Origin of the sequence: Streptomyces sp. NPDC048623, assembly GCF_040650755.1 — a bacterium.
In the GTDB taxonomy this organism is placed as follows: domain Bacteria; phylum Actinomycetota; class Actinomycetes; order Streptomycetales; family Streptomycetaceae; genus Streptomyces.
The window spans coordinates 14,982-41,330 of sequence record NZ_JBEZHV010000008.1 but is presented as its reverse complement, the minus strand read 5'-3'; the positions used below and the strand labels follow the sequence as shown (position 1 = coordinate 41,330).

Below are 26,349 nucleotides of genomic sequence, written 5' to 3'. Positions count from 1 at the left end.
GGGCCGGGTCGGGGGCGGTCGGCGCGGTGCGGGCGGTCAGACCGGGAGCAGTCGCCCGATGAGCTCGGCGAGCTGGGCGGCGTTGCGGCAGGGGCGCATCTCGACGAGCTCCGCGTAGGCGTGCGCCACGGAGTCGCCGGTGAACCACAGCGCGGGCTGCTCGGGGTTGAGCCAGTACACCCGGCGGGCCCGGTCCGCGATGAGCTTCAGGGCGGGGAGGTTCGGGTCGCTCCGGTTGGTGCGGGCGTCGCCGAGCACGAACACCACGCTGCGGGGGCCGAGGACGTCCACGTACCGCTCGGCGAACTCGCCGAGGGCCGTCCCGTAGTCGCTCTGTCCGTGCCAGCCGGTGAGCGTCGCCTCGGCCAGGATCCGCTCGCCGAGGCCCGCCGGATCGGCCCGGCCGCGGGCCACCAGGTCGGTCACCTCGTCGAGCCGGTTGACGAACGCGAACACCCGCACGCGGCTGAACTGGTCGTGCAGCGCCTGGACGAGCAGCATCGTGAAGTGGGCGAATCCGGCCACCGAGCCGGACACGTCGCACAGCAGCACCAGCTCGGGACGCCCCGGGCGCCGACGGCGCAGCACGGGCCGCACCGGCACGCCGCCCGTGGACAGCGAGCGCCGCAGGGTGCGCCGCAGATCGATCTCGCCGCGCGCCGCCCGCCGCCGGCGGGCCGCGAGCCGGGTGGCCAGCCTGCGGGCCAGCGGCCGTACCGTACGCCGCAGCTCGTCCAGCTGGTCCCGGCCCGCCAGCAGGAAGTCGACCCGGTCCGGGGTCGCCTCGACCGCCCGCCGGGCCACCCGGTCGCGGCCCTGCCGCAGGGCCACCCGGCGGCGCGCCTCGGTCCGTACCCGCTCGCGGAACTCCTCGATACGCCGCCGGATCTCGTCGTCGGTCAGCCGGTCGGCGAACTCCGGCTCGGCGGCCCCGGCGTCCCGGAGCATCGCCCGCACCCGGGCGAGCAGTGTCTCGGGGCGCAGCCGGGACAGCGTCCGGTACGAGGACCAGCCGTCCGAGCCGGGTGTGGCGCCGAAGCCGCCGAGCGCCCCGACCGCGTCCCCGGCCAGCAGGTTCAGCGCCGCGTCGTCGCCCGCGGCGAGCGCGGCGGCGAGCCGGTCGCGCAGCGCGGCCACGTCGGGAGCGGACGGCGGAGCGCCCGGCTCCCGGGCGTCGTGGGCGTCCCGGGCGTTCTGGGCGTCCCGGGTGTCCTCCTCCCGTCCGTCGACGAGCGGGAAGTACAGGTCGAAGACCCGGTCGAACACCCGCCGCTGTCCGGCCCCGTGCAGCAGCGTCGCGGCGAGGGCCTCCCGCATCCGCTCGCGGTCCTCGAAGCCGACCGCGGCGAGCGCGAGCCCGGCGTCGACGGTCTCGCCCGTGCCGATGCCGAAGCCGTGCGCCCGCAGCGCCCGTACGAGGCCGGTGACCCGGTCCCCGGGGGCGGCGGGCTCGGGGCGGGCTTCCGGGCGCGCGCTCACATCGCGTCCAGGTCGAGCTTCGCCGCCGCCTTCCGGATGTCCTCCTGGTGCTTGAGGATCACGCCCAGGCTGTCGCGTACGACGTCCTCGCCGAGGGTGTCCGCGCCGAGCGCGAGCAGGGTGCGGGCCCAGTCGACGGTCTCCGCCACGGACGGCGCCTTCCGCAGGTCCATGGCGCGCAGCGCGCCGACCACCCGCACCAGCGAGGCGGTCAGGGCCGCGTCGATGCCGGGCACCTTGGCGCGTACGATCCGGCGCTCCAGCTCCTCCTCCGGGAAGTCGATGTGCAGGAAGAGACAGCGGCGGCGCAGCGCCTCGGAGAGCTCGCGACTGGCGTTGGAGGTCAGCACGACGAAGGGCCGGCGGGTGGCGGTGATGGTGCCGAGCTCGGGCACGGTCACCTGGAAGTCGCTGAGGACCTCCAGGAGCAGCCCCTCGATCTCGACATCGGCCTTGTCGGTCTCGTCGACGAGCAGGACGGTCGGCTCGTCGGAGCGGATGGCGGTGAGCAGCGGCCGGGCGAGCAGGAACTCCTCGCCGAAGATGTCCGTACGGGCGTCGTCCCAGCTCTCGTCGCGGCCCGCGGTGATGCGCAGCAGCTGCTTGGCGTGGTTCCACTCGTACAGCGCGCGGGCCTCGTCCACGCCCTCGTAGCACTGCAGCCGGACGAGCCGCGCCCCGGCGACGGCCGCCACCGCCTTCGCCAGCTCCGTCTTGCCCACCCCGGCGGGCCCCTCGACCAGGAGCGGCTTGCCGAGGCGGTCGGCGAGGAAGACCGCGGTCGCGACGGCGGGCGAGGCCAGATAGCCCGTCGCGGCGAGCCGTTCGGCGACGTCGTCGACGGAATCGAAGTACCCGGTCGTCGTCATTGCTGTTTCCCCCCGGAGTGCCCATGGGTTACCCGCCAGTAGATCCACCCTAGCGGCCGGTGTGCCGCCGGTCACCTGCTCGCGCGGGGTGGGCGGGGCGCTGATGGAATGGGGGGAGGCGAACGGGTGTGGAGGCGTGGTGTCCGGACGAAGTGGGGAGCGGTCCCTGCCGGAGGGGGAGTACGAGGCCGTCCTCGTCCGCCTCGACGCCCTGGAGCACGCCGCCGCCGAGATAGGCACCCGGCTCGACGAACGGACCGTCTGCACCGAACTCGCCGACTTCCTGGTGCGCCGGGTGGCCGATGCCGCCGCCGTCGACCTCCGCCCCGATCCCGCGGACGGCGGCCCGCCCGCGCCCGGGCCCGCCGCCACCGCCGGGAAGACCGCCCTCCTCGACCATGCCGGGACCGAAGGAGCCGAGGGGGCCGAGGAGGCCGAAGGGACCGACGGAGCCGCGGTGCTCGCGCTGCCGCTGCCCGCGCCCGGCGGGGCCGACCTGGGCCGGGTCCGGGTGGCCCGGACCTCCGGCGGGTTCACCGCGCACGAGACCGCCGTGGTCGCCCACGCCGCCCGGCTCGCCGCCGTGCACCTGGGCCACGCGCGCCGGCTCGCCGCCACCGAGGCCACCGCGCTGCACCTCCAGCGCGCCCTGGTCGCCGAACCCGGCCGCCCGCACCCCAATCTGGAGATCGCCGGCCGCTATCTGCCCGCCGGCCCCCGCACCCTGGTCGGCGGCGACTGGTTCGAGACGGTACGGCTCCACTTCGGGCGCAGCCTCCTTGTCGTCGGCGACGTCATGGGCCACGGCCTCGACGCCGCCGTGGACATGAACGCCTACCGCGGCGCCCTGCGCGAGGTCGCCGCCACCGATCTGCCGCCGCACCGGGTGCTGCGCCAGCTGGACGCCGTGGTCGCCGAGGACGAGGGGCGGCGGCCGGCCACCTGTCTGCTGATCCAGGTCGACCCGGCGCGCTCCACCGCCACCTTCGCCAGCGCGGGCCACCTCCCACCGGTCGTCTTCGCCGCCGACGGCTCCGCCGAACTCGTCGACCTGCCCGTCGGCCCGCCGCTCGGCACCGGACTCGGCGGCTACGAACCCGCCGTCCGCACCCTCGCCCCCGCCGACACCCTGCTGCTGTTCACCGACGGCCTGGTCGAACGGCGCGGCGAGGACATCGATGTCTCCCTCGCCCGGCTCGCCGCACTGCGCCTGCCGCCGGGCTCGGGGCCCGAGGCGGTGGTCGGCGAGGTGCTGCGCCGGCTCGACGCGCACACCGCCGAGGACGACGTCGCCGTACTCGCCGCGCGCTGCCGCGAACGCCCCACGAGTTGAGGCGAGTCGACCGGTTTCACACCCTGGCCGAATTGTTTCCGTAGGACGCTTGTGCCGTCCCGTCCGGCGCGGCACGCTCCTCGTATGAACACAGCCAGGCACGCCAGTGAACGCCTGATGAGCTGGCCCTCGCTGATCGCCGACCGCGCGCCGTGCGGCGCCGAGCTCGGACTGCGCACAGCCACCCAGGAGATCGTGCACTTCCACGGGGAGCACGAGGCCGACGTCCATCTCACCCGCGCCATGATCGCCCGGCTCCGGCCGGCCCTTCTCGGCTCCAGTGCGCTGCGACTCCGGGCCGGTTCGGGGTGGGTGACGGTCCGTCTGGACGCCGGTTCGGACATCGATCTGCTCGCCACCCTGGTGAGCGCCGCCCTCCAGGCCACCGGCGCGCCGTACCCGGCCGGCGACCCGGCGCCCGACCACTGCACCCGTACCGGCCGCCCCTTCGTCTGCACCTGACCTCTGCACCCGCCCCCGCGATCCCGCGCAGGCCGGGTTCCGCGGCTCAGCCCACCGGGAACAGCATGCAGGTGCTGGTCGCGTGGGCGAGCAGCCGGTCCCGGTCGTCGTAGAGACCCGCCTCGGCCAGGGCCGTCCGTCGGCCCTGGCTGATCACCGTGCCGACCGCCCGCACCTTGCCGGTCTCCAGGGTGATCGGGCGCAGGAAGCGCGTCGACAGGTCGAGCGAGGTGTACGCCGTGCCCCGGGGGAGCGTGGTGTGCACCGCGCAGCCCGCGGCCGAGTCGAGCAGCGTCGCGCAGATCCCGCCGTGCACGCTCCCGATCGGGTTGTAGTGCTCCTCGCCCGGCTCGAACGAGAACACGGCCCGGCCGTGTTCGGCCTCCTCCAGGGCGAAGCCGAGCAGCGCGCCGACCGGCGGGCCCGGCAGCCGCCCGGCGATCATCTCGTGGAGGAAGTCCAGGCCGGCCATCGTGCCGGCCGCCTCGGCGGTGGCCGCCGCGTCCTGCCAGTGCACCGTACGTGTGCGCTCCATCGCCGATTCCCTCCGCCGGGGCCGTGTGCCCGCGTTCCTCACTTCTGGCTTCGAAGATCGAAGCTAGATGGCGGATCTGCTGACTGTCAATGGAGAAGCCAGCTGGCTAGAGTGTGACGATGGAGTGGCTGGAGATCGACACCGAGAACTGCACGGTCCGCCGCGCGCTCGACCTGGTCGGCGAGAAGTGGTCCCTGCTCATCCTGCGCGACGCCTTCAACGGCGTGCGTCGCTACGACGACTTCCGCCGCCATCTCGGCCTGTCCGAGGCCGTCCTGGCCGACCGGCTCCGCAAACTCGTCGCCGGCGGCATCCTGCGCGTCGAGCCCTACCGCGAACCCGGCGCCCGCACCCGCTCCCAGTACCGCCTCACCCCCCGCGGCCGCGATCTCTGGCCCGTACTCCTGGCGCTCAAGCAGTGGGGCGACACCCACGCGGCCGGCCCCGACGGCAGCCCCCTCGACATCCGGCACACCGACTGCGGCGCACCCGTCCGCGTCGAGGTCGTCTGCACGGGCGAGGACCACGCACCGCTCACCCCCTTCGACGTGACCGTCCGCCCCGGCCCCGCCGCCCGCCCCGTGGGGCCTGCGCGGGCCCGCTGAACCGGGCCGGCCCGCTCGGGCCCGCTCGGCCCCCTGCACCCGTTCGGCCGCATCCCGGGCGGGTTCGGCCGGTCGGCGGGGTACTCGACGAGGCATGCCCCCCACTTCCGGTGCTCCCCACGACGGCGCCCCCGCCGAGCACGGCCACTGGTTCCACCGGCTCCACGAGCGGCTCCTCGCCTCACCGGTCGGACTCGTCTGGAACCGCGGCCGCGAGATGGAACTCATGCACCGTTCCATGGGGTTCGCCGCGCTGAGCCTGCTCACCCTCGTCCCCCTCCTCATCGTGGTCGCCGCCGCCGACCTCGCCAGCGGCCAGGGCTTCGCCCGCTGGCTCATCCAGGGGCTCGGCGTCTCCGAGGTCTCCCAGGAGGAGGTCGAGCAGCTCTTCGGACAGCCCGGACAGGCCCTCCAGCGCACCACCGCCTTCGGTCTCGCCGCCCTCGCCGCCTTCGGCGTCACCTTCGGGTCCGCCGTCCAGACCGGCTACGAACGCGTCTGGACCCTCCCCACCGCCCGCTGGCACACCATGTGGCGACATGTCGTCTGGCTCGCCGTCCTCGTCGCCGCGCTGCTGCTCTTCGTCGGCAACCCGGCCCCCGAGAGCTCCCCGGCCGCCCTCACCGTCCTCGTGGCCATCGGCGACGTCGCCGGCAGCTTCCTCTTCTTCTGGTGGTCGCAGCGCTTCCTGCTCTGCGGCCGCATCCGCTGGCGCGCCCTCGTCCCCGGCGCCGTGCTCACCTCCCTCGGCCTGCTCGGGCTGCGCATCTTCTCCCAGCTGGTGTTCTCCCCGCTCATCGCCTCCAACGCCGTCACCTACGGCCAGTTCGGCACGGTCCTCGTCCTCCAGTCCTGGCTCGTGGGGGTCGGCTTCGTCGTGTACGGAGGCGCCCTCGTCGGACGCCTGGTGCACGAACGGCGGGTCGCGCGCCGCCTCCGCCGCCGGCCTCCGGAACCGGAATGATCACACGATCAGGTGACGAGCGCGTGCGGGGCCCGACGAGGGCCGTCCGGCCGCTTGGATGGGTGGTGATCCCTGTCGACCTCGACGTGAGAGAGCCGCCCATGACGCACACCTGGCTGCCGCCCGCCGAGTACATCGCGACGCTGCCGAGAGCGACGGCGTACGCCTGCCTCTACTTCACCGACACGCACGGACGCCCGTTCCAGCTGCGGGCCGTCCAGGCGGCCGAGCTGTGGCAGTGGCCCGGCGGCAACATGGACCCGGGGGAGACCCCGTGGGAGACGGCGCTGCGGGAGTGCCGCGAGGAGACGGGCCTGGTGTTCACGGGTGAACCCCGGCTGCTCGGCGCCCACTTCACCTCCGCCCGTGACGTGGACTGGCCCGCCAACCACATCGGCTTCATCTTCGACGGCGGTGAGCTGACCGACGAGCAGATCGCGGGCGTGGTCCTGGATCCGTCGGAGCACAGCGAGTACCGGGTCCGCACGCTCGACGCGTGGGAGCGGGAGATGACCCCGCGGAACTTCCGGCGGCTCGCCGCGATCGACCGGGCCCGGCGGGCGGGCGGCACGATCTATCTGGAGGCCGCGGACGGGTCCTGAGGGCCTGAGGAGAGGGGCGGCGGCCGGGGCCCGGGAGCCGGGCCGGCCGCCGCCCGTGACGACGGCGGGCGCTCAGCGGTGGCAGACGGGCGCCGGGTGGGCGACGTCGAGGACGAAGCGCTCGGGGGAGTGCAGGACGAAGGTCTTGTAGACGGGCTTGGTGTGGAAGGCGGCTCCGATGGTGACCACGCCCTCGAAGTCGCCGGTGAGGGCGACGCCCTTGAGCGCGGGGAGGGAGAGCTTCACGAGCCGGGGGCCGCGGTAGACGGACTGTCCGGACTCGTTGTGGGCGGCGGCGGGCGAGAGCCTGATCTCCAGGAAGAACTTTCCGGGGAGCGGCACGCGCTGGCCCGAGCCGTCGTAGTGCAGCGCCTTGACGGGTGTCACCTGGACCGGGGGCAGCTTGCCCCGGACGTCGACGACGAGCCGGTCGAAGGTCGGGTGGACGCCCCAGCGCACGTTCACGACCTGGGCCGTTGCCGGCGGGGCCGTGGAGCGGGGCGGGGCGGTCGTGGCGCCCGCGGGGATCGTGGCGCCGATCCCGGCGGCGAGAAGAATGCCCGCGGCACCGGCCGCGAGGCTCTGACGGTGAAGCATGGTGTCCCCCGGATTCCTCGTGTGACGGGGACAGTGGTGTCACTGGGAAAGACATCCGCCTGGAATGTGTGGTTCCGCCCGAGTTGCGGTTTTTCCTCCGTTCTGAAGTATGCGCGCTGCCGGGCGCGTACGGAAACGGTGCGCTCGCTCCCGTAACCTCGGCGGCCCCAGGCAGTTGACCAGGGCATGAAGAAGCGCAGCATGCTCGCCATCGCCTCCCTCGCCGCAGGCGTTGTCACCGCCCTCGTCACCCCGCCGCCGAACGCCTCCGCCCTGGCGCCCGGCGACGCGACGGCAGGCGTCACCGGCCTCCTTCAGGAGGACCAGGGCGTCGGCACCCTCGTGGACGACACCGTCGAGGGCGCGGGCGGCGGCCTTGAGGCCCCCGGCGTGCCGCAGGCCCCGCAGGCGGGCGGCCTCGTCTGACCTCCGGACTCCCCGGACGCTCCCGTGCCCCGCGGCGCCCTTCCGAGAGCCCCGCGGGGCACGCTCGTGCGTGCGGGCGGTCCGCCGTCCTCGGGCCCCCGCCACCCAGGAGGAGGTGGCCCGTGCGCGCGCAGTGGCCGAGGAATGACAGGATGTCCCCATGAGCAACAACGTTTACTTCGACATCACCATCAACGACGAGCCGGCCGGCCGGATCGTCTTCCAGCTCTTCGACGAGGTCGTCCCGAAGACGGCCCGCAACTTCCGCGAGCTGGCCACCGGCGAGCACGGCTTCGGCTACGCCGGCTCCCCGTTCCACCGCGTCATCCCCAACTTCATGCTCCAGGGCGGTGACTTCACCAACGAGAACGGCACCGGCGGCAAGAGCATCTACGGCGAGAAGTTCGCCGACGAGAACTTCACGCTCAAGCACGACCGCCCGTTCCTGCTGTCGATGGCGAACGCGGGCCGCAACACCAACGGCTCCCAGTTCTTCATCACCACGATCGTCACCGACTGGCTGGACGGCAAGCACGTCGTCTTCGGCGAGGTCGTCGAGGGCCAGGACCTCGTCAAGAAGATCGAGTCCCTGGGCTCTGGCTCCGGTGCCACCAAGGCCAAGATCCGCGTCGCCAAGTCCGGCGTCGTCGAGGACACCAAGGCCTGAGCCGTACGGCCCGCACCCGACCGTACGGCCCGAGCCGTGCGTCGACCACCGCCCCCGCGCCGAAGCCGGCCGGGGGCGGTCGCACATCCCACCGCCCCCGCGCCGGCTTCCCGGCACGCCCCCGACCGGGGCCCGGGCGACTCAGCCGTCGCCCTCGCCGTAACGGCGCTCGAACTTCGCGATCCGCCCCTCGCTGTCCACGGTCCTCGCCTTGCCCGTGTAGAACGGGTGGCTCTCCGACGAGATCTCCACGTCCACCACCGGATACGTCTGGCCGTCGTCCCACTCGATGGTCTGCTCGCTGCTCGCCGTGGACCGGGTCAGAAACGCGAACCCGGCCGAGCGGTCCCGGAACACCACGGGCCGGTACTCGGGCTGCTTGTCCTGCTGCACATCTCCTCCTCGGGCGGCCCCTCGGCCACCGTCGCCGCTCTTCCCCCCCCCGTGCGCCCAGCCTCCCCGCGCACCGCCCCCACGACCAGCGCCGCACGGCCGGGCGGGTGATATCCACAGGCCGCACCGCGGGGCGCCGCGACGGGCTACTGTGAATTCACGCGGGCCACCGGCCGGTGGCCGTGCCGTGAGAGCAAGGGGGATCTCATGACCGCATTTCTCGTCCTGTTCGGCGTCCTGGCGGCCTGCGCCGCGCTGCTGATCGTGGTCCTGCTGCGCCGCGGCAGCGGAGTCACCGAGAACGCCGACGGGCTGATCCTGGAGCAGGCCCGCAGGGAGCAGGCCCACGACGATCGGTCCAACTTCTCGACCATGGCCGTGCATTCGAGCCTGCCGACCATGACCGACCACCACCACCGGCGTCCCTGACCGCCGTCGCCGCCACCGACGACGACGCCGACCGCCCGTCAGCTCACCCGGCCCCTGGGCGCCGTGGCCCAGCGCGCCGCGAGCAGCAGGGCGATGTCGTCGGGGCGGTCGGTGGCCTGGCGGGCCTCGCGGATCAGGCGGTCGGCGGTGTCCGCGAGGGCGGTCGGGCCGGTGGCCGCGAAGGTGTGGCGCAGGCGCTCCACGCCCTCGTCGATGTCCGTGCCGGGCCGTTCCACCAGACCGTCCGTGAACAGGGCGAGGATGTCGCCCGGCGCGAGCCGCAGCCGGGTCACCGGGTAGGTGGCGTCGCTGTCGACCCCGAGGACCACCCCGCCCGCCAGCTCCACCACCTCCGTGCTGCCGTCCGCCCGGCGCAGCAGCGGCTGCGGATGCCCGGCCCGGGCCGCCTGCAGCTCGCCGGTGGCCGGGTCGAGAACCATGTAGCAGCAGCTCGCGAACTGCCCCGGGTCCAGGTCGATGAGGAGTCGGTTGGTGCCCCGCACCACTTCCTGCGGCGGATGCCCGCTCAGCGCGAACGCCCGCACCGCGCTGCGCAGCTGACCCATCGTGGCCGCCGCGGCCACCCCGTGCCCCTGCACGTCGCCGATGACCAGGGCCAGCCGCCCCGGCCCCGTCTCCACCACGTCGTACCAGTCGCCGCCCACGTCCATGCCCTGGGTGCCGGGCAGATACCGGCCCACCGTGTCCACGCCCTCGTGCACCGGCAGCCGGTGCGGAAGCAGCGCGTCCTGCAGCCCCCGGGCCAGCGCGGACTCGGAGTCGTACCGCCGAGCCCGCTCCAGGGCCTGGGCGATCAGGCCGGCGAGCGCGGTGAGGACCGTCCGCTCCTCGGTGGTGAAACCGCGCGGCCGGTCGAAGCCGAGGATGCAGGAGCCCACCGGCCGGCCCGAGGCGATCAGCGGCAGAAAGGCCCGCGCACCCGTGTGCGCGTCGAGCGGCAGTTCCGGGTAGGCCGTGCCGAGCTGGTCCATCGACTCGTAGAACAGCGGCCGGCCCGTCGTCAGTGTCTCCACCCCGGGCAGCCGCGCGTCGAGGGCCACCCCGTCGAAGGGCTCCAGGAACCCGGGCGGGAAGCCGGTCTCCCACGCCAGGTACAGATGCCGGTCGCTCAGCAGATAGATCGCCAGCTGCCGCCCGCCGAAGGCCGGAAGGAGCTCCTCGGTCACCACCGCCGACACCTGGCGGGCCGTCACCGCCTCCGACAGCGCGATGGCCAGCGCCACCGGCCGGTACAGGGCCGCCGCCCGCCCCTCCGGCGAGGCGAGACCCGTGTCGTCCGCCGTGGCCGGGCGCGGTGGCAGATCGGCCGCCGCCGGATCGTTCTCCGGTACGAGGACCAGGGTGACCCCGTCCCGGCCCGGATACAGGGACACCCGCAGCCACTCGCCGTGATCCGGGTGCGCCACGAAGTGGATCGGCCGGTCCGAGAGCAGCGACCCGCGCAACTGCTCCTCGTGGTACGGCTGCCCGAACCACGGCACCGCGTCCCACAGCTGCCGCCCGGCCAGCGCACCGCGCGCCTGACCGAGCAGCGCCTCGGTGCGCTCGTTGACGTAGGTGATCCGGCCGAGCCGGTCGATCGCCAGGATCGCCCGCGGCAGCCGGTCGGTGGCGTCCGAGCCGACGAGCCCGGTGCCGAGGTCGACCAGGGAGCCGGTCAGCACATGGCCCGCCCGGCCGTCGGTGAGCGGCCGGGCGGTCACTTCGAGCAGATGGAGCCCGCCGTCGGGCCCCTTCAGCCGGAGCCGGCGCGCGGCCGGACTGCCCGAACCCGCGGCCTGCCGGGCCAGCGCCCCCAAGGCATAGGCGTCCTCGGGCACCAGGCGGTCGGTCAGTGACGCCACCGTCCACGGCAGCGGGGCGTCCTCGCCCAGGATCTCCCGCAGTCCGGCGTCCGCCCTGACCGCACCCGAGTCCAGGTCCCAGTCGAAATAGCCGATCCGCACCGGCGGCGCGGTCCGGGACGGCAGCTGTACGGACACGGGTTCGCCCGGCCAGTCGACCCGGGTCCCGTGGGCGGCGAGCCCGGACAGCGTCGTCCCCAGCCGGCGCGCCTCCTGGAGCATCCGGCCGCGGTCGCGCGCGTCCACCGGCACCCCGGGCGTCGGCGCGCGCACCACCACGAGCACCCCGAACCGCTCCCGGCCGCTGATGATCGGCGTGTACAGGGAGGCGAACGGGAACGGCAGACTCGCCACCAGCTGGGGGAACAGCCGCATGGCCTCCTCGACGTCACCCAGATGGACCGGCTGCCCCGAGCGGTGCGCCTCGGCCACCGGGAACGGGCGGTTGGCGTGCATCCGCCACCACGGGCGGAACAGCGGCCCCGGGAGTCCCGCGAGCACCGCGAGGCGCAGCAGCCCGGGCGTGCCCGAGCGCAGGTACACCGCACCCGCATAGCCCCCGGCCGCCTCGACGGCCCGCAGCACCGACTCCGCCAGCACCACCGTCAGGGCGTCCGCAGCCCACCCGGCGGCCAGCGGTTCCGGGCGCGGTGGCCCGGACCCGTCCGACGGGGCGGTGCCTGCCGCGCCGTACGAGGTCACACAGCAAGGATGCTCCCGCCCGGAAGGCGGCCGCATCCGGAGTCCCCGCGCTCTGTGCCCACGGTGCTCCGTGCCACCGCAGTCCCTCCCACCGCCGTCCCTGCCACGGCCGTCCCTGCCACCGCGCCCGACGAGCCCGGCCGACCCGATCGGGGATATTCGGCCGCCTGCCGCGCGGGCGCGGCCCCCGGCGGGGAGACTGGTCCCGAGCGCCCGGCCCGCCGATCGTCGGCCCGGCCGGCACCCGGCACGGAGAGGCGGTGCGCACGGCATGGTCCTGGCCCTGACGGCGGCGGTCGCCGCCGCCCTGCTCGTCGGCCGGCTCGCCCTGCGCGAGCGCGCCGCCCCCGGCAGCGCCCGCCGCACCCTCGCCTTCACCCGCGACCCCCGCGCCCTCGCCGCGGGTCTGCTCGCCGCCCTGCTGCTCGCCGGGCCGGCCTGGCGCGCGGGCGGCGCCGGTGCGCTGGCCTGGGCGGGGCTGGCCGGGGTGCTGGTCGCCGGGCTGACCTCGGCCGCCGGGAACGGCGAGGGCTCACGGGATCAGGAGCAGTAGCCGAAGAGGCGACCCGGTACCGGGGACCCGGGACCTGGGACCCGTGATCGCGACGGTGATTTTCGGCCGCAAGTTACCGGCCGGTTTCTCGTGACTTCCCAAGGACGCGCCAGTAGAACATGTTCCCATTCACTCGCAGAGTGAGGAACATCACGTGACTGACAGATCCTATTCGGCCTCGGCTTCCAGTGGTCTGACCCGTCGTCGGTTCGTCACTGGAACCGGTTCCCTTCTGGGTGGCCTGGCGCTCGCCGGGCACACCACGTCCGTGAGCGCCGCGACCCCCGCGGAGGTCACCGCCGCCCTCGCGCCCATCCCCTCCGGCGCCCGTGTCCCCGTCCTCGTCATCGGCTCCGGGTACGGCGGCTCCGTCGCCGCGCTCCGGCTCGCCCAGGCCGGCGTCGACGTCCACCTGATCGAGATGGGTCTGGCCTGGGACACCCCCGGGTCCGACGGAAAGATCTTCGCCAACACCACCAGGCCCGACTACCGGTCCTTCTGGCTGCGCACCCGCACCAAGCAGCCCCTCAGCCAGTTCCTCGGCTACCCGCTCGACAAGGACGTGCCCCGCTACACCGGCATCCTCGACGCCGAGGACTTCGCCGGGATCACCGTCTACCAGGGCCGAGGCCTGGGCGGCGGCTCGCTCGTCAACGGCGGCATGGCCGTCACCCCGCGCCGCGAGGTCTTCCCGGCCCTGCTGCCCACCGTCGACCCCGCCGAGATGTACGCCACCTACTACCCGCGCGCCAACGCCGGACTCGGCGTCACCGACGTCGACCAGACCTGGTGGGAGAGCGCCGACTGCTACCAGTACGCGCGCGTCGGCCGCAAGCACGCCCAGCGCTCCGGCTTCCCCTTCGTCTTCGTGCCCAACGTCTACGACTGGGACTACATGAAGCAGGAGGCCGCCGGGGCCGTGCCGAAGTCCGCCCTCGACGGCGAGGTCATCTACGGCAACAACCACGGCAAGAAGAGCCTGCAGAAGACCTATCTCGCCCGCGCCGCCGCCACCGGGCGGGTCGCCGTCTCACCGCTCCACAAGGTCACCACGGTCACCCCGGCGTCCGACGGCGGCTACACCGTCACCATCGAACGCATCGACACCACCGGCACCACCGTCGAGACCAAGACCGTCACCGCCGACCGCGTCTTCTTCGCCGCCGGCAGCGTCGGCACCAGCAAGCTGCTCACCCGCCTGAGGGCCACCGGGGCGCTGCCCGCCCTCAACGACCGGGTCGGCAAGAACTGGGGCGACAACGGCAACGTCATGTGCGGCCGGGCCAACCACATGTGGGACCCCACCGGCAAGCTCCAGTCCGCCATGCCCACCGCGGGCATCGACAACTGGGACGCCGGCGGCGCCTTCGCCGAGGTCGCCCCGCTGCCCACCGGCATCGAGACCTACGCCTCCTTCTACCTCTCCATCACCCGCACCCCGCACCGCGCCGAGTTCAGCTGGAACGCCGCCGCCGGGCGGGTCGACCTGAGCTGGGACCGGGCCTGGAAGCAGACCTCGATCGACGCGGCCAGGACCATCTTCGACAAGATCAACGCCAAGGAGGGGACCATCTACCGCACGGACCTCTTCGGCGCCTACAAGATCTGGGGCGACCATCTCACGTACCACCCGCTCGGCGGCGCCGTCCTCGGCGAGGCCACCGACAACTACGGCCGGCTGCACGGCTACGACGGCCTGTACGTCATCGACGGAGCCCTCATCCCCGGCAGCACCAGCGTCAACCCGTTCGTCACGATCACGGCGCTCGCCGAACGCAACATCGAGAAGATCATCGCCACCGACCTGTGAGGGGCGGGACACGGCGAGGGGGCCGGCCGGGAAAGCCCGGCCGGCCCCCTCGCCGTACGGTCTCAGTGGGTCGGCAGCACGCACACGGTGTCGAGCCCGAGCACCCGGTTGAGCCGGCCGAACGCCAGCCACGAACCCAGGCTCATCGTCAGCTCCACGATCTCCACCTGGCTGTACGCGGCCCCCATCCGCGCCCAGAACTCCTCGTCCAGTCCGTGGTGGTCAAGGGCGTACCGCTCCGCGTACTCCGCCGCGAGCCGCGTCCGCTCGTCGAAGGCGTCCGTCGTGCGCCACGCGAGCACCGCGTCCGCGAAGGACTCCTCGACCTTCTCCCCGTCCCGGTCCGTCCGCCAGTCCAGACAGAACCGGCAGCCGTTGATCTGCGCGATCCGCAGCCGCGCCGCCTCGAACTCACGCAGCCCGAGCGTCGTGTGCGCGTACACGGACAGCGAGAAGTTCGCCGCCGCCATTCCGATCCCGGGCACCATGTCGCCCCACACGTACCCGATCGGCTCCTGCCCCTCGGGAATGTCGATGATCACCGCGTTCTCCTTCCGAGCTTCCCCACCGCCGGGCGCAACGGCACGTCCAGCGCGTCGTACAGCCCCGGTTCCGCCTCCACCAGCCAGTCGATGGAGCCGACGAGCCGCCCCACCGCCGTCGCGTTCCCGCCTGCCGAACGGTTCTCGCCCTCGTCCGAGGCCTCCACCGTCACCTCGATCCGCGGCCGGCCCTCCACGATCACCCGGTGCGCCCCCGAACCGTCCGGCGGCACCGGCCAGTCCGGCGCGCAGTCCGGATGGATCCGGGTCACATGCTCGATCACCAGAAGCGGCTCGCCGCCGACGATCCCCTGCACCTCGAAGTGCACCGCGCCCTGCGTGCCGGCCGCGAACTCGCCCATGGTCCGGGTCCGTACGGGCGCCTCAAGCGGGCGCCGCTCCAGCGTCTCGCGGATCTCGTCGAGCTCCACCCCGAGCGCCCGTGCCATCAGCCGCAGCTGCCCGCCCCACACCATCGTCGGCACCGAGGGCAGCAGCATCGGCGGCTCGTAGTCCATCGGCTGCCCCATGCCGACCAGGAAACGGACCGACTCCTCCTGCTCGTACGTCGAGTAGTCGAAGATCTCCTGGCAGCGGATCGCCTCCACCGTGCTGCCCAGGCCGCTCACCAGGAGCGGCAGCACGTCGTTGCCCCAGCCCGGGTCGACGCCCGAGGCGAACAGCGAACCGCCGCCCTCCTTCACCGCCGCCAGGACCGGGTCCCGGAACTCGGGCGGCGCGCTGCGGTGGTCGTAGAGCGGGTACAGCGAGGGCGTCACGACGACGGCGCCCGCGCGGACCGCCCGGGTGACATCGGCGAGCGCCTCGTCCGGGCGCAGGTCCCCGGACGCCGCGTACACCACGGCGCCCGGGGCCTCGGCGAGCACGGCGTCGACGTCGTCCCGGGCGGCCACCCCCAGCGCGCGCCCGAGCCCGGCGAGCTCGCCCGCGTCGCGACCGACCTTGGCGGGGTTCGCGACGAGAACGGCCGAGAGCGCGAGCGCCGGATGGGCGTCGACGGCCCGGATGGCCGCGCGCCCGACATTTCCGGTTCCCCATACCACGGTCGGAATCATGCGCGGAGGGTAGCGCCGGGGGTGCGAGGTTCCCAGGGGTGCGACGAGGCGGATCTGACGGTACGTCAGTACGGTGCCGGCCCGGGTGGCCCGGTCATCGGGCACCCCCCACGCAGGTGGCGTACGCGCGCGGGTCCTCCGCCGCGAGCCGGCGCAGCGCGGCCGCCGCCTGCTCGGCCGGTGGCGTGCTCTCGTCGGGCAGGCGCCAGACGAAGTGGATCCAGGAACCGCCCTTCACGTCCGTGCCCTCGAAAGTGCCGGGCTGGTACAGGAACCCCACCTCGGCCGTGTCCGGAGTGTCGGTCGGGGACTCGGCGTACGTGAGGCGGCAGTCCCAGCGGCCCAGGAGCTCCGGAGAGGCCCGCAGCCCCTCCCGGATCAGTCGCGCGATGGTCCGGGCCGGCCAGGACCAGCGGGTCTCCGTGCCCGCCCGGGCGACCTCCGCGTCGTACGCGACGGTGTCGAAGCGGTGTGCGGGGAGTACGGGCGCGGGCTCGCCGCCCGGCAGCCGCTCCGGGTGCCGCCAGTCCCGCCACACCACCTCGTCACCCTCGCGCACGATGGTCACCCACAGCGCGCCGCAGCAGCCCTCCGAGCACCAGGCCTCGGCGAGTTGCACCTCCCGGGGCTCCTCCGTCGCCCGCAGCCGCTCATCGCCGAAGAAGTACTCCGGCCAGTTGCCCGCGCCGCGCCCGAACACCGCGGGCACCAGCGGCTCGCCGTCGAGCAGGAAGCGGGTCTCCAGCGGGTCGCCGTCGTCAGGGTCGCGCGAGAGCACCTCGATCCGCAGCCGGCTGTCCGGCGGCGGGTCCTGGAACACCCGGTCCCGGGTGTACCGAAGCCACTCCGCCCGGCGCCGTACCGCCGGGGACGCGTCGGCGTCCGGCCCGGCGAACGCGCCCTCCCACCCGGGGGAGTGGAGCAGCGCACCGAGTGCGTCGAGCAGCTGGTCGACCTGCCCGTCCCGCCACGGCAGCAGCCGAGTCGGACCGCTGTGCAGGTCCACGGCGAGCGAGAGCAGGACGGCGGCGTGGTCGACGCCCGGCGAGAGCGTGGGGGCACGCCGTACCACGAGCTCACAGACCTCGACCGCCTCGCGGTACGAGCGGACTTCGGCCTCGTAGTCGCGCGGGCTCGCCATCCGTACGAGCAGCCGGGCCGCGCGGGCGACCAGCCGTGGGTCCAGCGGCTCGCGGCGCAGCAGCCCGGCGAGTCCGGTCGCTTCGGCGATCCGACGGGAGGGCGAGGGACCGACGGCGCGCAGGTCGGGCGGCAGCCCGATCAGCAGCGCCCGCGCGTCACGCGTCCCGCCGGAGAGCAACGCGTCCACGAAAGGGCGCAGGTCGGTCTCACGCACCCGGAGGTCCAGCCAGCGCAGTGCGGCGGTGCGCGGGTCCAGCGGTTCGAGGGCTTCGAGCGCGAGCCCGAGCAGTCCGTCCAGGTGGGTCAGCGCCCGCAGCACCGGTATGTCCTCGGGCTCGCCCAGCCGCCCGAGCAGAGCCAGCCCGACGCTTACAGGCCTGCTCTGGGTGCCGGTGCATACCAGGCGGCGGGCCAGTGCGCGGGCTGCCGCCGGATCATCCAGCGGCATGGACAGGACCGCACCGGCCACCGGGCCCGTGTGGACGGGGAGTTCGGCGAGACGGCGGTGGATCTCCTCGGCCGCCCCGGGGGTGTCGGGTCCGGCGAGCAGCGGTCCGAGGGCCGCCCGGACGGCGGCGAAGCCCTTCTTGCCGCGCAGTCGGGGGCCGTCCGGCAGTGGTGGCTCGTCGGGCAGCGGGAAACCCTGGCGGCGGGTGACCGCGCCGGAAGCGGGGCCCTCTCGGGGACCGGCTTCGATCAGGCTCAGGGCGTAGGCGTACAGCGAGGGCCGGTCGGTGAGCGCCGCGCGCTCGTCCTGGGCGCTCACCGGCTGGTGGGGTGCTCGATTCTCTTGATCATGCCCCGAGGATGCCGTATCCCCGGGGCCGTCGTCCAGGGGGTTACGCGTCCCCCGCCGGCGCCTCCTCGGCGAGCCGCAGCGCCACGAACGGCACGGTGTCGCCGGGCAGGAGGTAGCGCTCGGTCTCCACGAACCCGCGCGCCAGCGCGAACGCCAGCCCCTCCTCATTGGTCGCGAGGACCACGGTCTCCACGCCCGCGTCGCTCAGCGTCCGGGCGTGGGCGAGGCCCCGCTCGTACAGCGCCGTGCCGAAGCCGCGCCGCCGGTGGGCGGGCAGGATCCGGGAGATGACCGTGGCCGCCGGGGTCTCGTCGTCGGGCGGCCGGACGGTGGAGCAGCCGACGGCCACGCCGCCCAGATAGGCGACGTCCAGCCGGTTGCGGCCCGCGCGCTCGCGCACCTCGGCGTCCGACAGCGGCGCCGTCGGAATGATCGTGTTGTGGATCAGCCGCCAGTCCGTGAGGAGGGTGGGCGCCGCCACCGGGTCGGCGGGGTCGATGCTCTCGATGCGCAGCTCGTGCGGTTCGCTCATCCGGGCAGGAAATCCCGCCGCCGTACGGGGAGTCAACCGCAATCCGGCCGCGCCCGGACGGGTGAGGGGCACCGGCACCGCGACAGGCCCGCCGCCCACCGGGTACGGATCCCGGCATTGCCCCGAGCCCCGGAGGAGCCCTCCTCATGCCCATCCGCAAGGGCACCACCGCCACGGTGCCGGCCACCCGCCTCCTGTCCGCGGCCCTGGCGCTGACCGGCGTCCTCACCGGCGTCCTGACCGGCTGCACCGCCGAACCCCCGCGGCCCGCACCGCCCGCCCCGGCGCCCGCCGCCTCCCGACCGGCCGCCCCGGCACAGCCGGACGCCGCGAACCGGGCGCCCGCGCGGATCCCCGGCATCGGCCCGCAGACCCACGGCCGGATCCCCGACGGCACCACCCAGGTCCTCGTGGTGACCGGCGACGGCCCCGACGGCACCGTGGCCACCGCCGTGCTCCACCAGCGGGACCCGGCCGGCCGCTGGCACCGCACCGCCGGGCCGTGGACCGGCCACAACGCCCTGCGCGGCTGGACCGACGAACACACGGCGGGCGACCTGCGCTCGCCCATCGGCGTCTACCGGATCGGTGACGCGGGCGGTCTGCTGCCCGACCCGGGCGCACGCATCCCGTACGACCAGGACGAGGAGTTCACCGTCTCGGGCACCGGATTCCTCGGCGAGCCGCTCGACGGCTCCTTCGACTACGTCGTCGCCATCGACTACAACCGGATCCCCGGCACCACCCCGCTCGACAAGGAACGCCCGCTCGGCCCGGAGGCCGGCGGCGGGGTGTGGATCCACGTCGACCACGGCGGCCCCACCCAGGCCTGTGTCTCGTTGCCCCGGGAGAACATGGCGGAGCTGCTGCGCGCCCTCGACCCGGCCCGCGAGCCGGTCGTCGTCATGGGGCCGGGTGCGGTGATCGCCCGATAGCCCGGTAGCCCGCCGATGCGACGCCGCGCCGGTCGCCGTAAAGCCTTGGCGATACGTCCGTTCTGCCGCATGGTGTCCTCTGCGTCCGCAGTGGCACCGTCGGGGGACGGTGGCCGGACGGGACCGTCCAGGGGGACACATGGGCACATCGCACGCGGAGCCGGCCGCGAGACGCGGCCGGGGAGTGCTGGAAGGGGCGTTCGCGCTCCTGGAGGCGTTACGGCGGCACGGCGACGACCCGGCCGGCGTCACCGAACTCGCGCAGGCCTGCGGGGTCCCGAAAGGCACCGCGCACCGGCTGCTCGACCAGCTCGTGGCCGTCGGCGCGGTCGAGCGTCGCGACCGGCGCTACCGGGTCGGCTCGCAGCTCTACCGGCTCGGCCTCGCCTGGGAGCCGCACCCGGGACTGCGGGCCGCCGCGCGGTTGCCGCTGCACCGGCTGCGGGCGGTCACCGGCGCCAGCGTGCTGCTCGTGGTGATGCGGGAGGACCAGGCGCTGACGGTCGCCTCGGTGCCGGGCGACCTGGAGCCGGTGCTGCCGGTGCGCGACGGGGTCGCGTTCCGGCTCGACACGGCGGCGGGCCGGGCTCTGTGCGGACCGCGGCGTACGGGGCCGGTGTTCGACCGGGAGGACATCATGCCCGGTGTCTGCTGCACGGCCGTGCCCGTACGGTCCTCGGAGGGCCGGACCGTCGCCGCGGTCGCCGGGATGGTCCGGGCCGGACAGCGCCTCGAACCGCTGGCCGAAGCCGTCGCCGCGGCCGGCGCCGCGCTCGCCAGAGGGCTCGACCGGGACCTGTGCGGGGCTCCGTTCCGTCCAACGGAACGCGCGTAGAACGGGCCCGGGCCGACCCGGCAGAGTGAGGGACGTGCCGAGGGGAACGGCACGAACCGAACCGAACCGAACCGACACAACGACACGACACGACACGACATGACATGACGTGACGTCACCGGACACCCGGAGCCGACGTCACGGAGGGGGAGATCCACATGCGCAGCAACCGCATCGCCCGCACGGCCGCCGTCGCGCTCCTCGGGCTGGGCAGCCTCGGCGTCTTCGCCGGCACCGCCCAGGCGGAACCGATCGACTACGTGCAGATCGAGCTGATCGAACTCACCTGCCACCAGCAGAGCGAGGGAGACCACGACGAGGCGTACCTGAAGATCACCGACGCCAACGGGAACCAGGTCAAGGTGTGGCCCGGCAACGGCGTCTCGTACCAGACCATGGGCCCCGGCTACGTCCGCTCCCTGACCGACGGCAACGGCAACGCCGCCCTGATCCTCGGCCGTGAGCAGGCCCGCACGCTCACCCTGTGGGACAAGGACACCTTCGGCGGCGACGACAAGCTGGGTTCCGCGCTCGTCACCGGCAGCGAGGCCGGCGCCGAGGTCCAGTACCGCTCCCTGGAGGGCTCCGGCGGCGTCTACACGATCGCCTACCGCGTGGTCGACATCTGATCCGGATCCGATCCGGCCGGGCCGCCCTTGGCCCGCCGGTGGGCCGCGACCCGCTCGCGGGTGGCGCAGCGCCGTGAGCAGTAGCGACGGCGTTCCCGGCCACTGCCCTGCGGGACGAACACGTTCTCGCAGGCGGCCGACGCGCACACCCCGCCCGGGGCGCGGCCCCGCATCCACAGCAGCACCGCGAGCGCCAGACACGAGGACGCCAGGAACCACTCCGCCCACGGGGCGTCGTCGTCCCGGTCCACATGCGGATGCCAGGCGCTCGCGCCGCCGTGCGCGGTCAGCCGCAGTGGACCGGTCCGCTCGGCGAGGAGCGCGTTGAGCTTCCGCGCCGCCGCGTCGACGCCGTCCGCGGCGAACACCGGGCGCAGCGCGGCCGCCGCCGCTCGCAGGTCCGGCAGGTCGGCCTCCACCAGACCGAGCGGCTCGCTCTCGCCGTGTGCGCGCAGCACATCGGCGACCTGCACGAGCGTGCAGGAGTCATGGCTCAGCACATTGACGAGTTCGGCGGCGCGCCGGGAGTTGGCGAGCACCGAGTGCTCGTGCGGGGCAGCAGCGGCATGCATCCGGCGAATGTAACGCATGTAACGCATATTGTGGAGTTCTGCGTTACCTGCGTAGCGTCGTTCCGGTGCGAAGCGACCAGCCGATCCACAGGACGCGGCGTCTGCTCGCCGGGGCGGCCGCGGCGCGCACCGGCGACGAGATGTCCGGCCCCGCCCTGCTGCTCCTCGGATACGCGGGGGCAGGGGCGGGCGCGGGAGCGGGAACCGGGTCGGTGGCCGCGGCGTCCGCGCTGCTCGCCGGGATCACGGCCGCCGCCGCGCTCGGCGGACCGGTGCTCGGTGCGCTCCTGGACCGCGCCGCCCGCCCCGGCCGGCTGCTCGGCGCCTGTCTCGCCCTCTACGCGACGGGTCTGGTCGCCGTACTCCTGAGCCTCGGCGCCGTCCCGTTCCCGCTCACCCTGCTCCTCGCGCTCGCCACCGGCACCCTCGCGCCCGCCCTGGCCGGCGGCTGGACCGCCCGGCTGGCCACGGCCGCGCCGCCCGAGTGCCTGCACCGGATCCAGGCCCTCGACGCCATGACGTACAGCGCCGCGAGCCTGCTCGGCCCGGCCCTCGCCGGGCTCCTCGGCCGCCTGGCCGGCGCGACGGGCGCCGTGGTGGCCGCCGCCGCGCTGATCCTGCTCGCCGTGCCCGCGGCCCGCGGTCCGGCCCACCACCGGCACGTGCCCGCCCGACCCGTGACCGTACGGGTGGTGGCCCACGACCTGGCACACGGCTTCGCCGCCCTGGTCCGCTCGATGCCGCTGGCCAGGGCGACGGCCGGCTCGACGCTCTCCTGCCTCGGCCAGGGGGTCTTCGTCGCCTGCGTGCCGCTGCTCGGCGCGCGGGTCCTGGGCGCGCCCGGCGACGGCGCGCTGCTGCTCGGCGGCACCGCGCTCGCCGCCCTCGGCACGGGCGCCGTGCTCGCCCGGCTGCGCCGTCCGCCCCGGCCCGACACGGTGCTGTGGGTCGCGCCGCTCGTCCTCGCCGTGGCCTTCGCGGGCGCCTGCGGGGCCGTGCGCGCGGACGACCCGGCTCCGCTGGTCGCCGCGGCCCTCCTGGCCGGGGTGGCCGAAGGGCCGCAGCTCACCGCCCTGTTCGCGGTGCGGCACCGCGAGGCGCCGGAGGGGCTGCGGGCGCAGGTGTTCACGACCGGAGCCAGCGTCAAGATCACCGCGTTCGCCCTGGGCGCGGCCCTGGCCGGGCCGCTCCTGGCGCACTCCCTCACCGGCGCGCTGCTCACGGCGGCGGGCGTGCAGCTGCTCGCCGCCACGTCGTACGCCGTGCTGACCCGCTTCGTACCGACCCGCGTCGGCCTCAGGAAGAGGCGGCCCGCAGCGAGGCGGTGTGCTCGCGGACCTGTTCGGGGGTGAGATAGGCGTCGGTGTACTCGAAGTCCCGCAGCGTGCCGGCCTTCGAGGCGAGGAAGCCGGTGCGGACGTAGTCGTCACCCGCCACCGCGTTGAGCAGCCAGTTGGTCATCACCCGGGTCTTGGCCACATTGGTGCGCAGCGCCGTCCAGTGGTAGCCGCGGGCCACCGCCTGGGCCGGCATGCCGTGCATCTCGATGCCCAGCGGCTTGGACACCCCGTCGAGCCCGCCGAGGTCCACCACCAGGCCGAGGTCCTTGTGCACATAGGGCCGGGTCGGCTCGCCGCGCAGCGTCGCGACCAGGTTGTCCGCGAGCAGCTTGCCCTGGCGCATGGCGTGCTGGGCGGTCGGCGGGCAGATCGCGCCCTCCTCGCTCTTGGTCAGGTCCGGCACGGCCGCCGCGTCGCCCAGCGCGTACACCCCGGGAAGCCCCGGCACCACCATGTCCGCGCCGACCACCAGCCGGCCGCGCAGCGTCTCGGCGCCCAGGGTGCCGATGAGCGGGCTGGCGGCGACCCCGGCCGTCCAGATGAGGGTGCGGCTGGGCAGCACCCGGCCGTCGGTGAGGGTCACGTTCTCGTCGTCCACGGAGGCCACCGACACCCCGAGGGAGACCTCGATCCCGCGCCTGCGCAGGATCTCCATGGCCGCCCCGCCCAGCTTGGGCCCGAGTTCGGGCATCAGGGTGGGCGCGATGTCGACCAGATGCCACCGGATGAGCTTCGGGTCGAGCCGCGGATAGCGCTTGACGGCGTTGTGGGTGAGCAGCTGCAGACAGGCGGCCGTCTCGGTGCCCGCGTACCCGCCGCCGACCACCACGAACTGCAGCCGCGCGGCCCGCTCGGCCTCGTCCTGGCTGGCGTCCGCCAGGTCGAGCTGGGCGATCACATGGTCCCGGATGTACACGGCCTCGGCGAGCGTCTTCATGCCCCGCGCGTGGTCCGCGAGCCCGGGGATGTCGAAGGAGCGGGTGACACTGCCCGGCGCGAGCACCAGGTGGTCGTACGGCTCGATCTCCGTCTCGCCGCTGAGGGTGCGCACCACACAGACCCTGGCCTCGGTGTCGATGCCGATCGCGCCGCCGGGGATGATCCGGGTGCGGTGCTTCTCACTGCGCCGCAGCGACAGGGCGACCGACTGCGGGGAGAGCACCCCGGACGCGACCTGCGGCAGCAGCGGCAGATAGAGCTGGTACGAGAAGGGCGAGAGCAGCGAGATCGCCGCCTCCCGCGGGGTCAGCCGCCGTTCCAGGCGCCGTACGCACCCGACCCCGGCGAAACCGGCGCCCACCACGAGGATTCTCGGTCGAGACACGGTGAAGTCCGCCTTTCCACGCCTTGTCCTGCGCCTTGCCGTGTGTGCGGGGCCGTCGGCGGCCCCGTCGGCCTGGCTGACCTCACCTATCATCCGGAAAGCAGGCATATCCGGCAAAAGGGTGGTGGCGTTCAGGGGACCCGCCGCCCCGGCGCTGAACGGCGCGCCGGAACGGCGGGAGCGGCGGGAGGCGCGCGCGCTCAGCTGCCGGTGATGCTGGGCGCGCCCGTCTCGATGTGGCCGGTGTAGCGGCGCGACCAGGTGCCGTCGATGTCGGCGAGGACCGTGAAGTCGTACCAGCCGTTCGTGTAGGCCACCGCGTTGAAGTAGTCCTCGCGCGAGGAGTTCGCGGGCACGGTGTACGTCCACGGGCCGTCCGAGCGGTACGCGTCGGAACGGATGGTGAAGGTGACCGCGGTGGACGCGTTGTTGGTCATCCTGAACCAGATCGCCGTCTTCCCGGTGCCGGACTCCGTCGCGTAGCGCGCGGCGACCTCGATGTCCTTGCCCGCCTTGGAGGCGTCGCCGATGAAGCGGCGCAGGAAGCGGTTCGGGCCCATCATCGAGATGTCGTACTTCCCGGAGCCGAAGCCGAGCCCGATGTTGAAATAGTCGGACGAGGTCGTGCCCGGGTCGACCGTGTACTGCCAGGCGGCGGTGTCCCGGTACTGGTGCGGGTGGATCGAGAAGTGCGCGGAGCGGCGCGCCTCGGTGCCCTGGTTGGTCATCGAGAACCAGGCGAGGATCTTGCCTGCCGCCCCGAACTCGAAGCGGTCGAGATTGCCGTTGACCTGGTACGGCAGGGTGCGCGCCGGCCGCGTGCCCGGCTCCTGCGGCGGCAGGGCGTTGTCCTGCGGCGCCGGGTTGGGCAGCGGGCCGCAGGTGGACTGGCCGATGACCTTCGCCGTCGGCGGCAGGTCCGCCGGGACCCCGTACACCGGGTGCGCGAAGTCGAACACACCGGTCAGGTCGCCGGTCACCCTGCGGCGCCAGGCGCTGATGTTCGGGCAGGTGGCCGGGGTGCCGAGGGCCGCCGTCCAGACCTCCATGAAGCGCAGCACCGAGGTGTGGTCGAAGACCTCGGAGCTCACCCAGCCGCCCCGGGTCCACGGGGACATGACGATCATGGGGACCCGGAAGCCGAGGCCGATCGGCACCCCGTCGATGTACTCGCCCGCCGTGCCGGGCGGCGCGACCGGCGGCGGCACATGGTCGAACAAGCCGTCGTTCTCGTCGTAGTTGAGGAACAGGACGGTGGAGTCGAAGACCTCGGGGTTCGCGGCGAGCGCCTGGTAGACCAGGTTGACGAAGTGGGCGCCGTCGCCGGGCGGGGCGTACGGGTGCTCCGAGAAGGCCTCGCTGGCCACCACCCACGACACCTGCGGCAGCGTGCCGGCGACCACGTCGGCGCGGATCGCGGCGGCGATGTCGTCCGGCGTCGAGCCGGTCACCTTCGGCACCGAGCCCATGCCGCGGTCGTACAGCGGGTCGCCGGGCTTGGCGTCGGTGAACCGCTTGAAGTACGCGAGGCCGTTGTCGCCGAAGTTGTCCTGGGCGTTCTGGTAGACCTTCCAGCTCATCCCGGCCCGCTGGAGGGCCTCGGCGTACGTCTCCCAGGTCAGCCCGGACTCGTCGCCGCCGTCCTTGCTGGAGGCGTCGACCTTGCCGCTCCACAGGAAGGTGCGGTTGGGACCGGTCGCGCTGAGGGTCGAGCAGAAGTAGGCGTCGCAGACGGTGTAGTTGTCGGCGAGCGCGTAGTGGAAGGGTATGTCGCCGCGATCCAGGTGCCCGAGCGTGCGGGTGTTGCCGACGCCCATGACCCAGTTGTCCAGGCGGCCCTTGTTCCAGGCGGCGTGCTGCGAGGTCCAGCTGTGCGGCAGATCGCCGTTGCACTGCGCGAGCGTCTCGCCGTCCACACCGCCGGCCGGGGGAGTGGCGCTCAGCTTCCACGGGTACTGCCGGCCGCCCCAGTCGGGCTGGTTGAACATGCCCCAGCCGCCTGGGATGTTGCCCGCGGCCCGGTCGCCGAAGCCCCGTACACCGCGCAGCCGGCCGAAGTAGTGGTCGAAGCTCCGGTTCTCCTGCATCAGGATCACCACGTGCTTGACGTCCGTGATGCCACCGGTGGCCGCCTGCGCGGCCGCCGACACCGGCTGCGCCGACACCGCCTCCGCAGGCGCCGCGCCGGCCGGCGCCCCCGCCCCGGCGACCAGCCCGGCCCCGAGCCCCGCCCCGATCCCTACGAACCCTCTGCGGCTGATGGGTTTCATACCCCGCCTCGCCCGCCTCTCGTGTCCCGCGGTGCCCCGGTGGCACGCGAGGACAGGATGG

27 protein-coding genes are annotated in these 26,349 nt (G+C 73.9%); 14 read left to right on the top strand and 13 right to left on the bottom strand.

Annotated features, from left to right (window positions below):
• Window positions 1-36: 36 nt before the first annotated feature.
• Window positions 37-1,479: a VWA domain-containing protein gene (locus AB0C73_RS14070; RefSeq protein ID WP_362528832.1), complete on the bottom strand. Its 1,443-nt coding sequence runs from the start codon at window positions 1,477-1,479 to the stop codon at window positions 37-39.
• Window positions 1,476-2,348: a MoxR family ATPase gene (locus AB0C73_RS14065; protein ID WP_362528830.1), complete on the bottom strand. Its 873-nt coding sequence runs from the start codon at window positions 2,346-2,348 to the stop codon at window positions 1,476-1,478. Before AB0C73_RS14065 ends, AB0C73_RS14070 begins: the two co-directional genes overlap by 4 nt.
• Before the next feature lie 139 nt (window positions 2,349-2,487).
• Between AB0C73_RS14065 and AB0C73_RS14060 the strand changes: the two genes are divergently transcribed.
• Complete coding sequence (locus AB0C73_RS14060; protein ID WP_362528828.1) at window positions 2,488-3,681, top strand: PP2C family protein-serine/threonine phosphatase; 1,194 nt, start codon at window positions 2,488-2,490, stop codon at window positions 3,679-3,681.
• Between the two features lie 84 nt (window positions 3,682-3,765).
• Window positions 3,766-4,143 (top strand): luciferase family protein, encoded by a 378-nt coding sequence (locus tag AB0C73_RS14055; RefSeq protein ID WP_362528825.1) that lies wholly within the window; start codon window positions 3,766-3,768, stop codon window positions 4,141-4,143.
• A 46-nt stretch (window positions 4,144-4,189) separates the two neighbouring features.
• On the opposite strand, the gene AB0C73_RS14050 is transcribed toward AB0C73_RS14055, so the two are convergent.
• The gene (locus AB0C73_RS14050; RefSeq protein ID WP_362528822.1) at window positions 4,190-4,678 is read right to left on the bottom strand and encodes a PaaI family thioesterase; all 489 of its coding nucleotides are present in this window, start codon (window positions 4,676-4,678) and stop codon (window positions 4,190-4,192) included.
• A gap of 119 nt (window positions 4,679-4,797) precedes the next feature.
• On the opposite strand from AB0C73_RS14050, the gene AB0C73_RS14045 reads away from it, so the two are divergent.
• The 3 genes from AB0C73_RS14045 to AB0C73_RS14035 all read left to right on the top strand — a co-directional run bounded on the left by AB0C73_RS14045 (window position 4,798) and on the right by AB0C73_RS14035 (window position 6,849).
• Window positions 4,798-5,283, top strand: a complete 486-nt coding sequence (locus tag AB0C73_RS14045; protein ID WP_362528820.1) for a helix-turn-helix domain-containing protein — start codon at window positions 4,798-4,800, stop codon at window positions 5,281-5,283.
• A 94-nt stretch (window positions 5,284-5,377) separates the two neighbouring features.
• On the top strand, window positions 5,378-6,247 hold the full coding sequence (locus AB0C73_RS14040) for a YhjD/YihY/BrkB family envelope integrity protein (RefSeq protein WP_362528818.1): 870 nt from the start codon (window positions 5,378-5,380) through the stop codon (window positions 6,245-6,247).
• A gap of 101 nt (window positions 6,248-6,348) precedes the next feature.
• The gene (locus AB0C73_RS14035) at window positions 6,349-6,849 is read left to right on the top strand and encodes an NUDIX hydrolase (RefSeq protein WP_362528815.1); all 501 of its coding nucleotides are present in this window, start codon (window positions 6,349-6,351) and stop codon (window positions 6,847-6,849) included.
• Window positions 6,850-6,921: 72 nt separating this feature from the next.
• Here the strand turns inward: AB0C73_RS14035 and AB0C73_RS14030 are convergent, their stop codons facing one another.
• On the bottom strand, window positions 6,922-7,446 hold the full coding sequence (locus AB0C73_RS14030) for a hypothetical protein (RefSeq protein ID WP_362528813.1): 525 nt from the start codon (window positions 7,444-7,446) through the stop codon (window positions 6,922-6,924).
• A 186-nt stretch (window positions 7,447-7,632) separates the two neighbouring features.
• Here AB0C73_RS14030 and AB0C73_RS14025 point away from each other — a divergent pair, with 186 nt between their 5' ends.
• Both AB0C73_RS14025 and AB0C73_RS14020 read left to right on the top strand, forming a co-directional pair.
• On the top strand, window positions 7,633-7,872 hold the full coding sequence (locus AB0C73_RS14025; RefSeq protein WP_362528811.1) for a hypothetical protein: 240 nt from the start codon (window positions 7,633-7,635) through the stop codon (window positions 7,870-7,872).
• A 160-nt stretch (window positions 7,873-8,032) separates the two neighbouring features.
• Entirely contained in the window at window positions 8,033-8,539 is a 507-nt protein-coding gene (locus AB0C73_RS14020) for a peptidylprolyl isomerase (protein ID WP_362528809.1), read from the top strand.
• 141 nt (window positions 8,540-8,680) lie between these two features.
• Here the strand turns inward: AB0C73_RS14020 and AB0C73_RS14015 are convergent, their stop codons facing one another.
• Entirely contained in the window at window positions 8,681-8,932 is a 252-nt protein-coding gene (locus AB0C73_RS14015; RefSeq protein ID WP_362528807.1) for a type B 50S ribosomal protein L31, read from the bottom strand.
• A 207-nt stretch (window positions 8,933-9,139) separates the two neighbouring features.
• On the opposite strand from AB0C73_RS14015, the gene AB0C73_RS14010 reads away from it, so the two are divergent.
• On the top strand, window positions 9,140-9,361 hold the full coding sequence (locus AB0C73_RS14010) for a hypothetical protein (protein ID WP_362528805.1): 222 nt from the start codon (window positions 9,140-9,142) through the stop codon (window positions 9,359-9,361).
• A 38-nt stretch (window positions 9,362-9,399) separates the two neighbouring features.
• On the opposite strand, the gene AB0C73_RS14005 is transcribed toward AB0C73_RS14010, so the two are convergent.
• Window positions 9,400-11,928 carry a SpoIIE family protein phosphatase gene (locus tag AB0C73_RS14005; protein ID WP_362528803.1) on the bottom strand — a complete coding sequence of 843 codons (2,529 nt, stop codon included), beginning with the start codon at window positions 11,926-11,928 and terminating at the stop codon, window positions 9,400-9,402.
• A 271-nt stretch (window positions 11,929-12,199) separates the two neighbouring features.
• On the opposite strand from AB0C73_RS14005, the gene AB0C73_RS14000 reads away from it, so the two are divergent.
• A complete protein-coding gene (locus tag AB0C73_RS14000) occupies window positions 12,200-12,481 on the top strand; it encodes a hypothetical protein (RefSeq protein ID WP_362528800.1) in 282 nt (93 codons plus the stop codon).
• Window positions 12,482-12,635: 154 nt separating this feature from the next.
• Window positions 12,636-14,291: a GMC oxidoreductase gene (locus tag AB0C73_RS13995; RefSeq protein WP_362528798.1), complete on the top strand. Its 1,656-nt coding sequence runs from the start codon at window positions 12,636-12,638 to the stop codon at window positions 14,289-14,291.
• 62 nt (window positions 14,292-14,353) lie between these two features.
• On the opposite strand, the gene AB0C73_RS13990 is transcribed toward AB0C73_RS13995, so the two are convergent.
• The 4 genes from AB0C73_RS13990 to AB0C73_RS13975 form a co-directional block, all read right to left on the bottom strand.
• Window positions 14,354-14,833 (bottom strand): carboxymuconolactone decarboxylase family protein, encoded by a 480-nt coding sequence (locus AB0C73_RS13990; RefSeq protein ID WP_362528796.1) that lies wholly within the window; start codon window positions 14,831-14,833, stop codon window positions 14,354-14,356.
• Window positions 14,830-15,909, bottom strand: coding sequence for a dihydrodipicolinate reductase (locus tag AB0C73_RS13985; protein ID WP_362528793.1), 1,080 nt, complete (start codon window positions 15,907-15,909; stop codon window positions 14,830-14,832). The genes AB0C73_RS13990 and AB0C73_RS13985 overlap by 4 nt, the downstream gene beginning before the upstream one ends.
• Window positions 15,910-16,003: 94 nt before the next feature.
• The gene (locus AB0C73_RS13980) at window positions 16,004-17,818 is read right to left on the bottom strand and encodes a hypothetical protein (RefSeq protein ID WP_362528790.1); all 1,815 of its coding nucleotides are present in this window, start codon (window positions 17,816-17,818) and stop codon (window positions 16,004-16,006) included.
• Window positions 17,819-17,891: 73 nt separating this feature from the next.
• Window positions 17,892-18,383, bottom strand: coding sequence for a GNAT family N-acetyltransferase (locus tag AB0C73_RS13975; protein ID WP_362528787.1), 492 nt, complete (start codon window positions 18,381-18,383; stop codon window positions 17,892-17,894).
• A gap of 146 nt (window positions 18,384-18,529) precedes the next feature.
• On the opposite strand from AB0C73_RS13975, the gene AB0C73_RS13970 reads away from it, so the two are divergent.
• The 3 genes from AB0C73_RS13970 to AB0C73_RS13960 all read left to right on the top strand — a co-directional run bounded on the left by AB0C73_RS13970 (window position 18,530) and on the right by AB0C73_RS13960 (window position 20,782).
• Entirely contained in the window at window positions 18,530-19,318 is a 789-nt protein-coding gene (locus AB0C73_RS13970; RefSeq protein WP_362528785.1) for a hypothetical protein, read from the top strand.
• A 139-nt stretch (window positions 19,319-19,457) separates the two neighbouring features.
• Window positions 19,458-20,153 carry a helix-turn-helix domain-containing protein gene (locus AB0C73_RS13965; protein ID WP_362528783.1) on the top strand — a complete coding sequence of 232 codons (696 nt, stop codon included), beginning with the start codon at window positions 19,458-19,460 and terminating at the stop codon, window positions 20,151-20,153.
• A gap of 158 nt (window positions 20,154-20,311) precedes the next feature.
• Window positions 20,312-20,782, top strand: coding sequence for a hypothetical protein (locus AB0C73_RS13960; RefSeq protein WP_362528780.1), 471 nt, complete (start codon window positions 20,312-20,314; stop codon window positions 20,780-20,782).
• Here the strand turns inward: AB0C73_RS13960 and AB0C73_RS13955 are convergent.
• Entirely contained in the window at window positions 20,761-21,354 is a 594-nt protein-coding gene (locus AB0C73_RS13955; protein ID WP_362528779.1) for a CGNR zinc finger domain-containing protein, read from the bottom strand. The genes AB0C73_RS13960 and AB0C73_RS13955 overlap by 22 nt on opposite strands.
• Window positions 21,355-21,419: 65 nt before the next feature.
• Between AB0C73_RS13955 and AB0C73_RS13950 the strand changes: the two genes are divergently transcribed.
• Window positions 21,420-22,706, top strand: a complete 1,287-nt coding sequence (locus AB0C73_RS13950; RefSeq protein WP_362528776.1) for an MFS transporter — start codon at window positions 21,420-21,422, stop codon at window positions 22,704-22,706.
• Here AB0C73_RS13950 and AB0C73_RS13945 read toward each other — a convergent pair.
• Complete coding sequence (locus AB0C73_RS13945; protein WP_362528774.1) at window positions 22,651-24,018, bottom strand: NAD(P)/FAD-dependent oxidoreductase; 1,368 nt, start codon at window positions 24,016-24,018, stop codon at window positions 22,651-22,653. The two genes, AB0C73_RS13950 and AB0C73_RS13945, sit on opposite strands and share 56 nt — an antisense overlap.
• A gap of 200 nt (window positions 24,019-24,218) precedes the next feature.
• Window positions 24,219-26,288: a phosphocholine-specific phospholipase C gene (locus tag AB0C73_RS13940; protein ID WP_362528773.1), complete on the bottom strand. Its 2,070-nt coding sequence runs from the start codon at window positions 26,286-26,288 to the stop codon at window positions 24,219-24,221.
• Window positions 26,289-26,349: the final 61 nt, after the last annotated feature.

Excerpts from the sequence above, each read along its gene's own strand:
- AB0C73_RS14065 (WP_362528830.1), bottom strand. The coding sequence starts at position 2,348 with ATGACGACGACCGGGTACTTCGATTCCGTCGACGACGTCGCCGAACGG.
- AB0C73_RS14055 (WP_362528825.1), top strand. The coding sequence starts at position 3,766 with ATGAACACAGCCAGGCACGCCAGTGAACGCCTGATGAGCTGGCCCTCG.
- AB0C73_RS14050 (WP_362528822.1), bottom strand. The coding sequence starts at position 4,678 with ATGGAGCGCACACGTACGGTGCACTGGCAGGACGCGGCGGCCACCGCC.
- AB0C73_RS14045 (WP_362528820.1), top strand. The coding sequence starts at position 4,798 with ATGGAGTGGCTGGAGATCGACACCGAGAACTGCACGGTCCGCCGCGCG.
- AB0C73_RS14040 (WP_362528818.1), top strand. The coding sequence starts at position 5,378 with ATGCCCCCCACTTCCGGTGCTCCCCACGACGGCGCCCCCGCCGAGCAC.
- AB0C73_RS14035 (WP_362528815.1), top strand. The coding sequence starts at position 6,349 with ATGACGCACACCTGGCTGCCGCCCGCCGAGTACATCGCGACGCTGCCG.
- AB0C73_RS14030 (WP_362528813.1), bottom strand. The coding sequence starts at position 7,446 with ATGCTTCACCGTCAGAGCCTCGCGGCCGGTGCCGCGGGCATTCTTCTC.
- AB0C73_RS14025 (WP_362528811.1), top strand. The coding sequence starts at position 7,633 with ATGAAGAAGCGCAGCATGCTCGCCATCGCCTCCCTCGCCGCAGGCGTT.
- AB0C73_RS14020 (WP_362528809.1), top strand. The coding sequence starts at position 8,033 with ATGAGCAACAACGTTTACTTCGACATCACCATCAACGACGAGCCGGCC.
- AB0C73_RS14010 (WP_362528805.1), top strand. The coding sequence starts at position 9,140 with ATGACCGCATTTCTCGTCCTGTTCGGCGTCCTGGCGGCCTGCGCCGCG.
- AB0C73_RS14000 (WP_362528800.1), top strand. The coding sequence starts at position 12,200 with ATGGTCCTGGCCCTGACGGCGGCGGTCGCCGCCGCCCTGCTCGTCGGC.
- AB0C73_RS13985 (WP_362528793.1), bottom strand. The coding sequence starts at position 15,909 with ATGATTCCGACCGTGGTATGGGGAACCGGAAATGTCGGGCGCGCGGCC.
- AB0C73_RS13975 (WP_362528787.1), bottom strand. The coding sequence starts at position 18,383 with ATGAGCGAACCGCACGAGCTGCGCATCGAGAGCATCGACCCCGCCGAC.
- AB0C73_RS13970 (WP_362528785.1), top strand. The coding sequence starts at position 18,530 with ATGCCCATCCGCAAGGGCACCACCGCCACGGTGCCGGCCACCCGCCTC.
- AB0C73_RS13965 (WP_362528783.1), top strand. The coding sequence starts at position 19,458 with ATGGGCACATCGCACGCGGAGCCGGCCGCGAGACGCGGCCGGGGAGTG.
- AB0C73_RS13960 (WP_362528780.1), top strand. The coding sequence starts at position 20,312 with ATGCGCAGCAACCGCATCGCCCGCACGGCCGCCGTCGCGCTCCTCGGG.
- AB0C73_RS13955 (WP_362528779.1), bottom strand. The coding sequence starts at position 21,354 with ATGCATGCCGCTGCTGCCCCGCACGAGCACTCGGTGCTCGCCAACTCC.
- AB0C73_RS13940 (WP_362528773.1), bottom strand. The coding sequence starts at position 26,288 with ATGAAACCCATCAGCCGCAGAGGGTTCGTAGGGATCGGGGCGGGGCTC.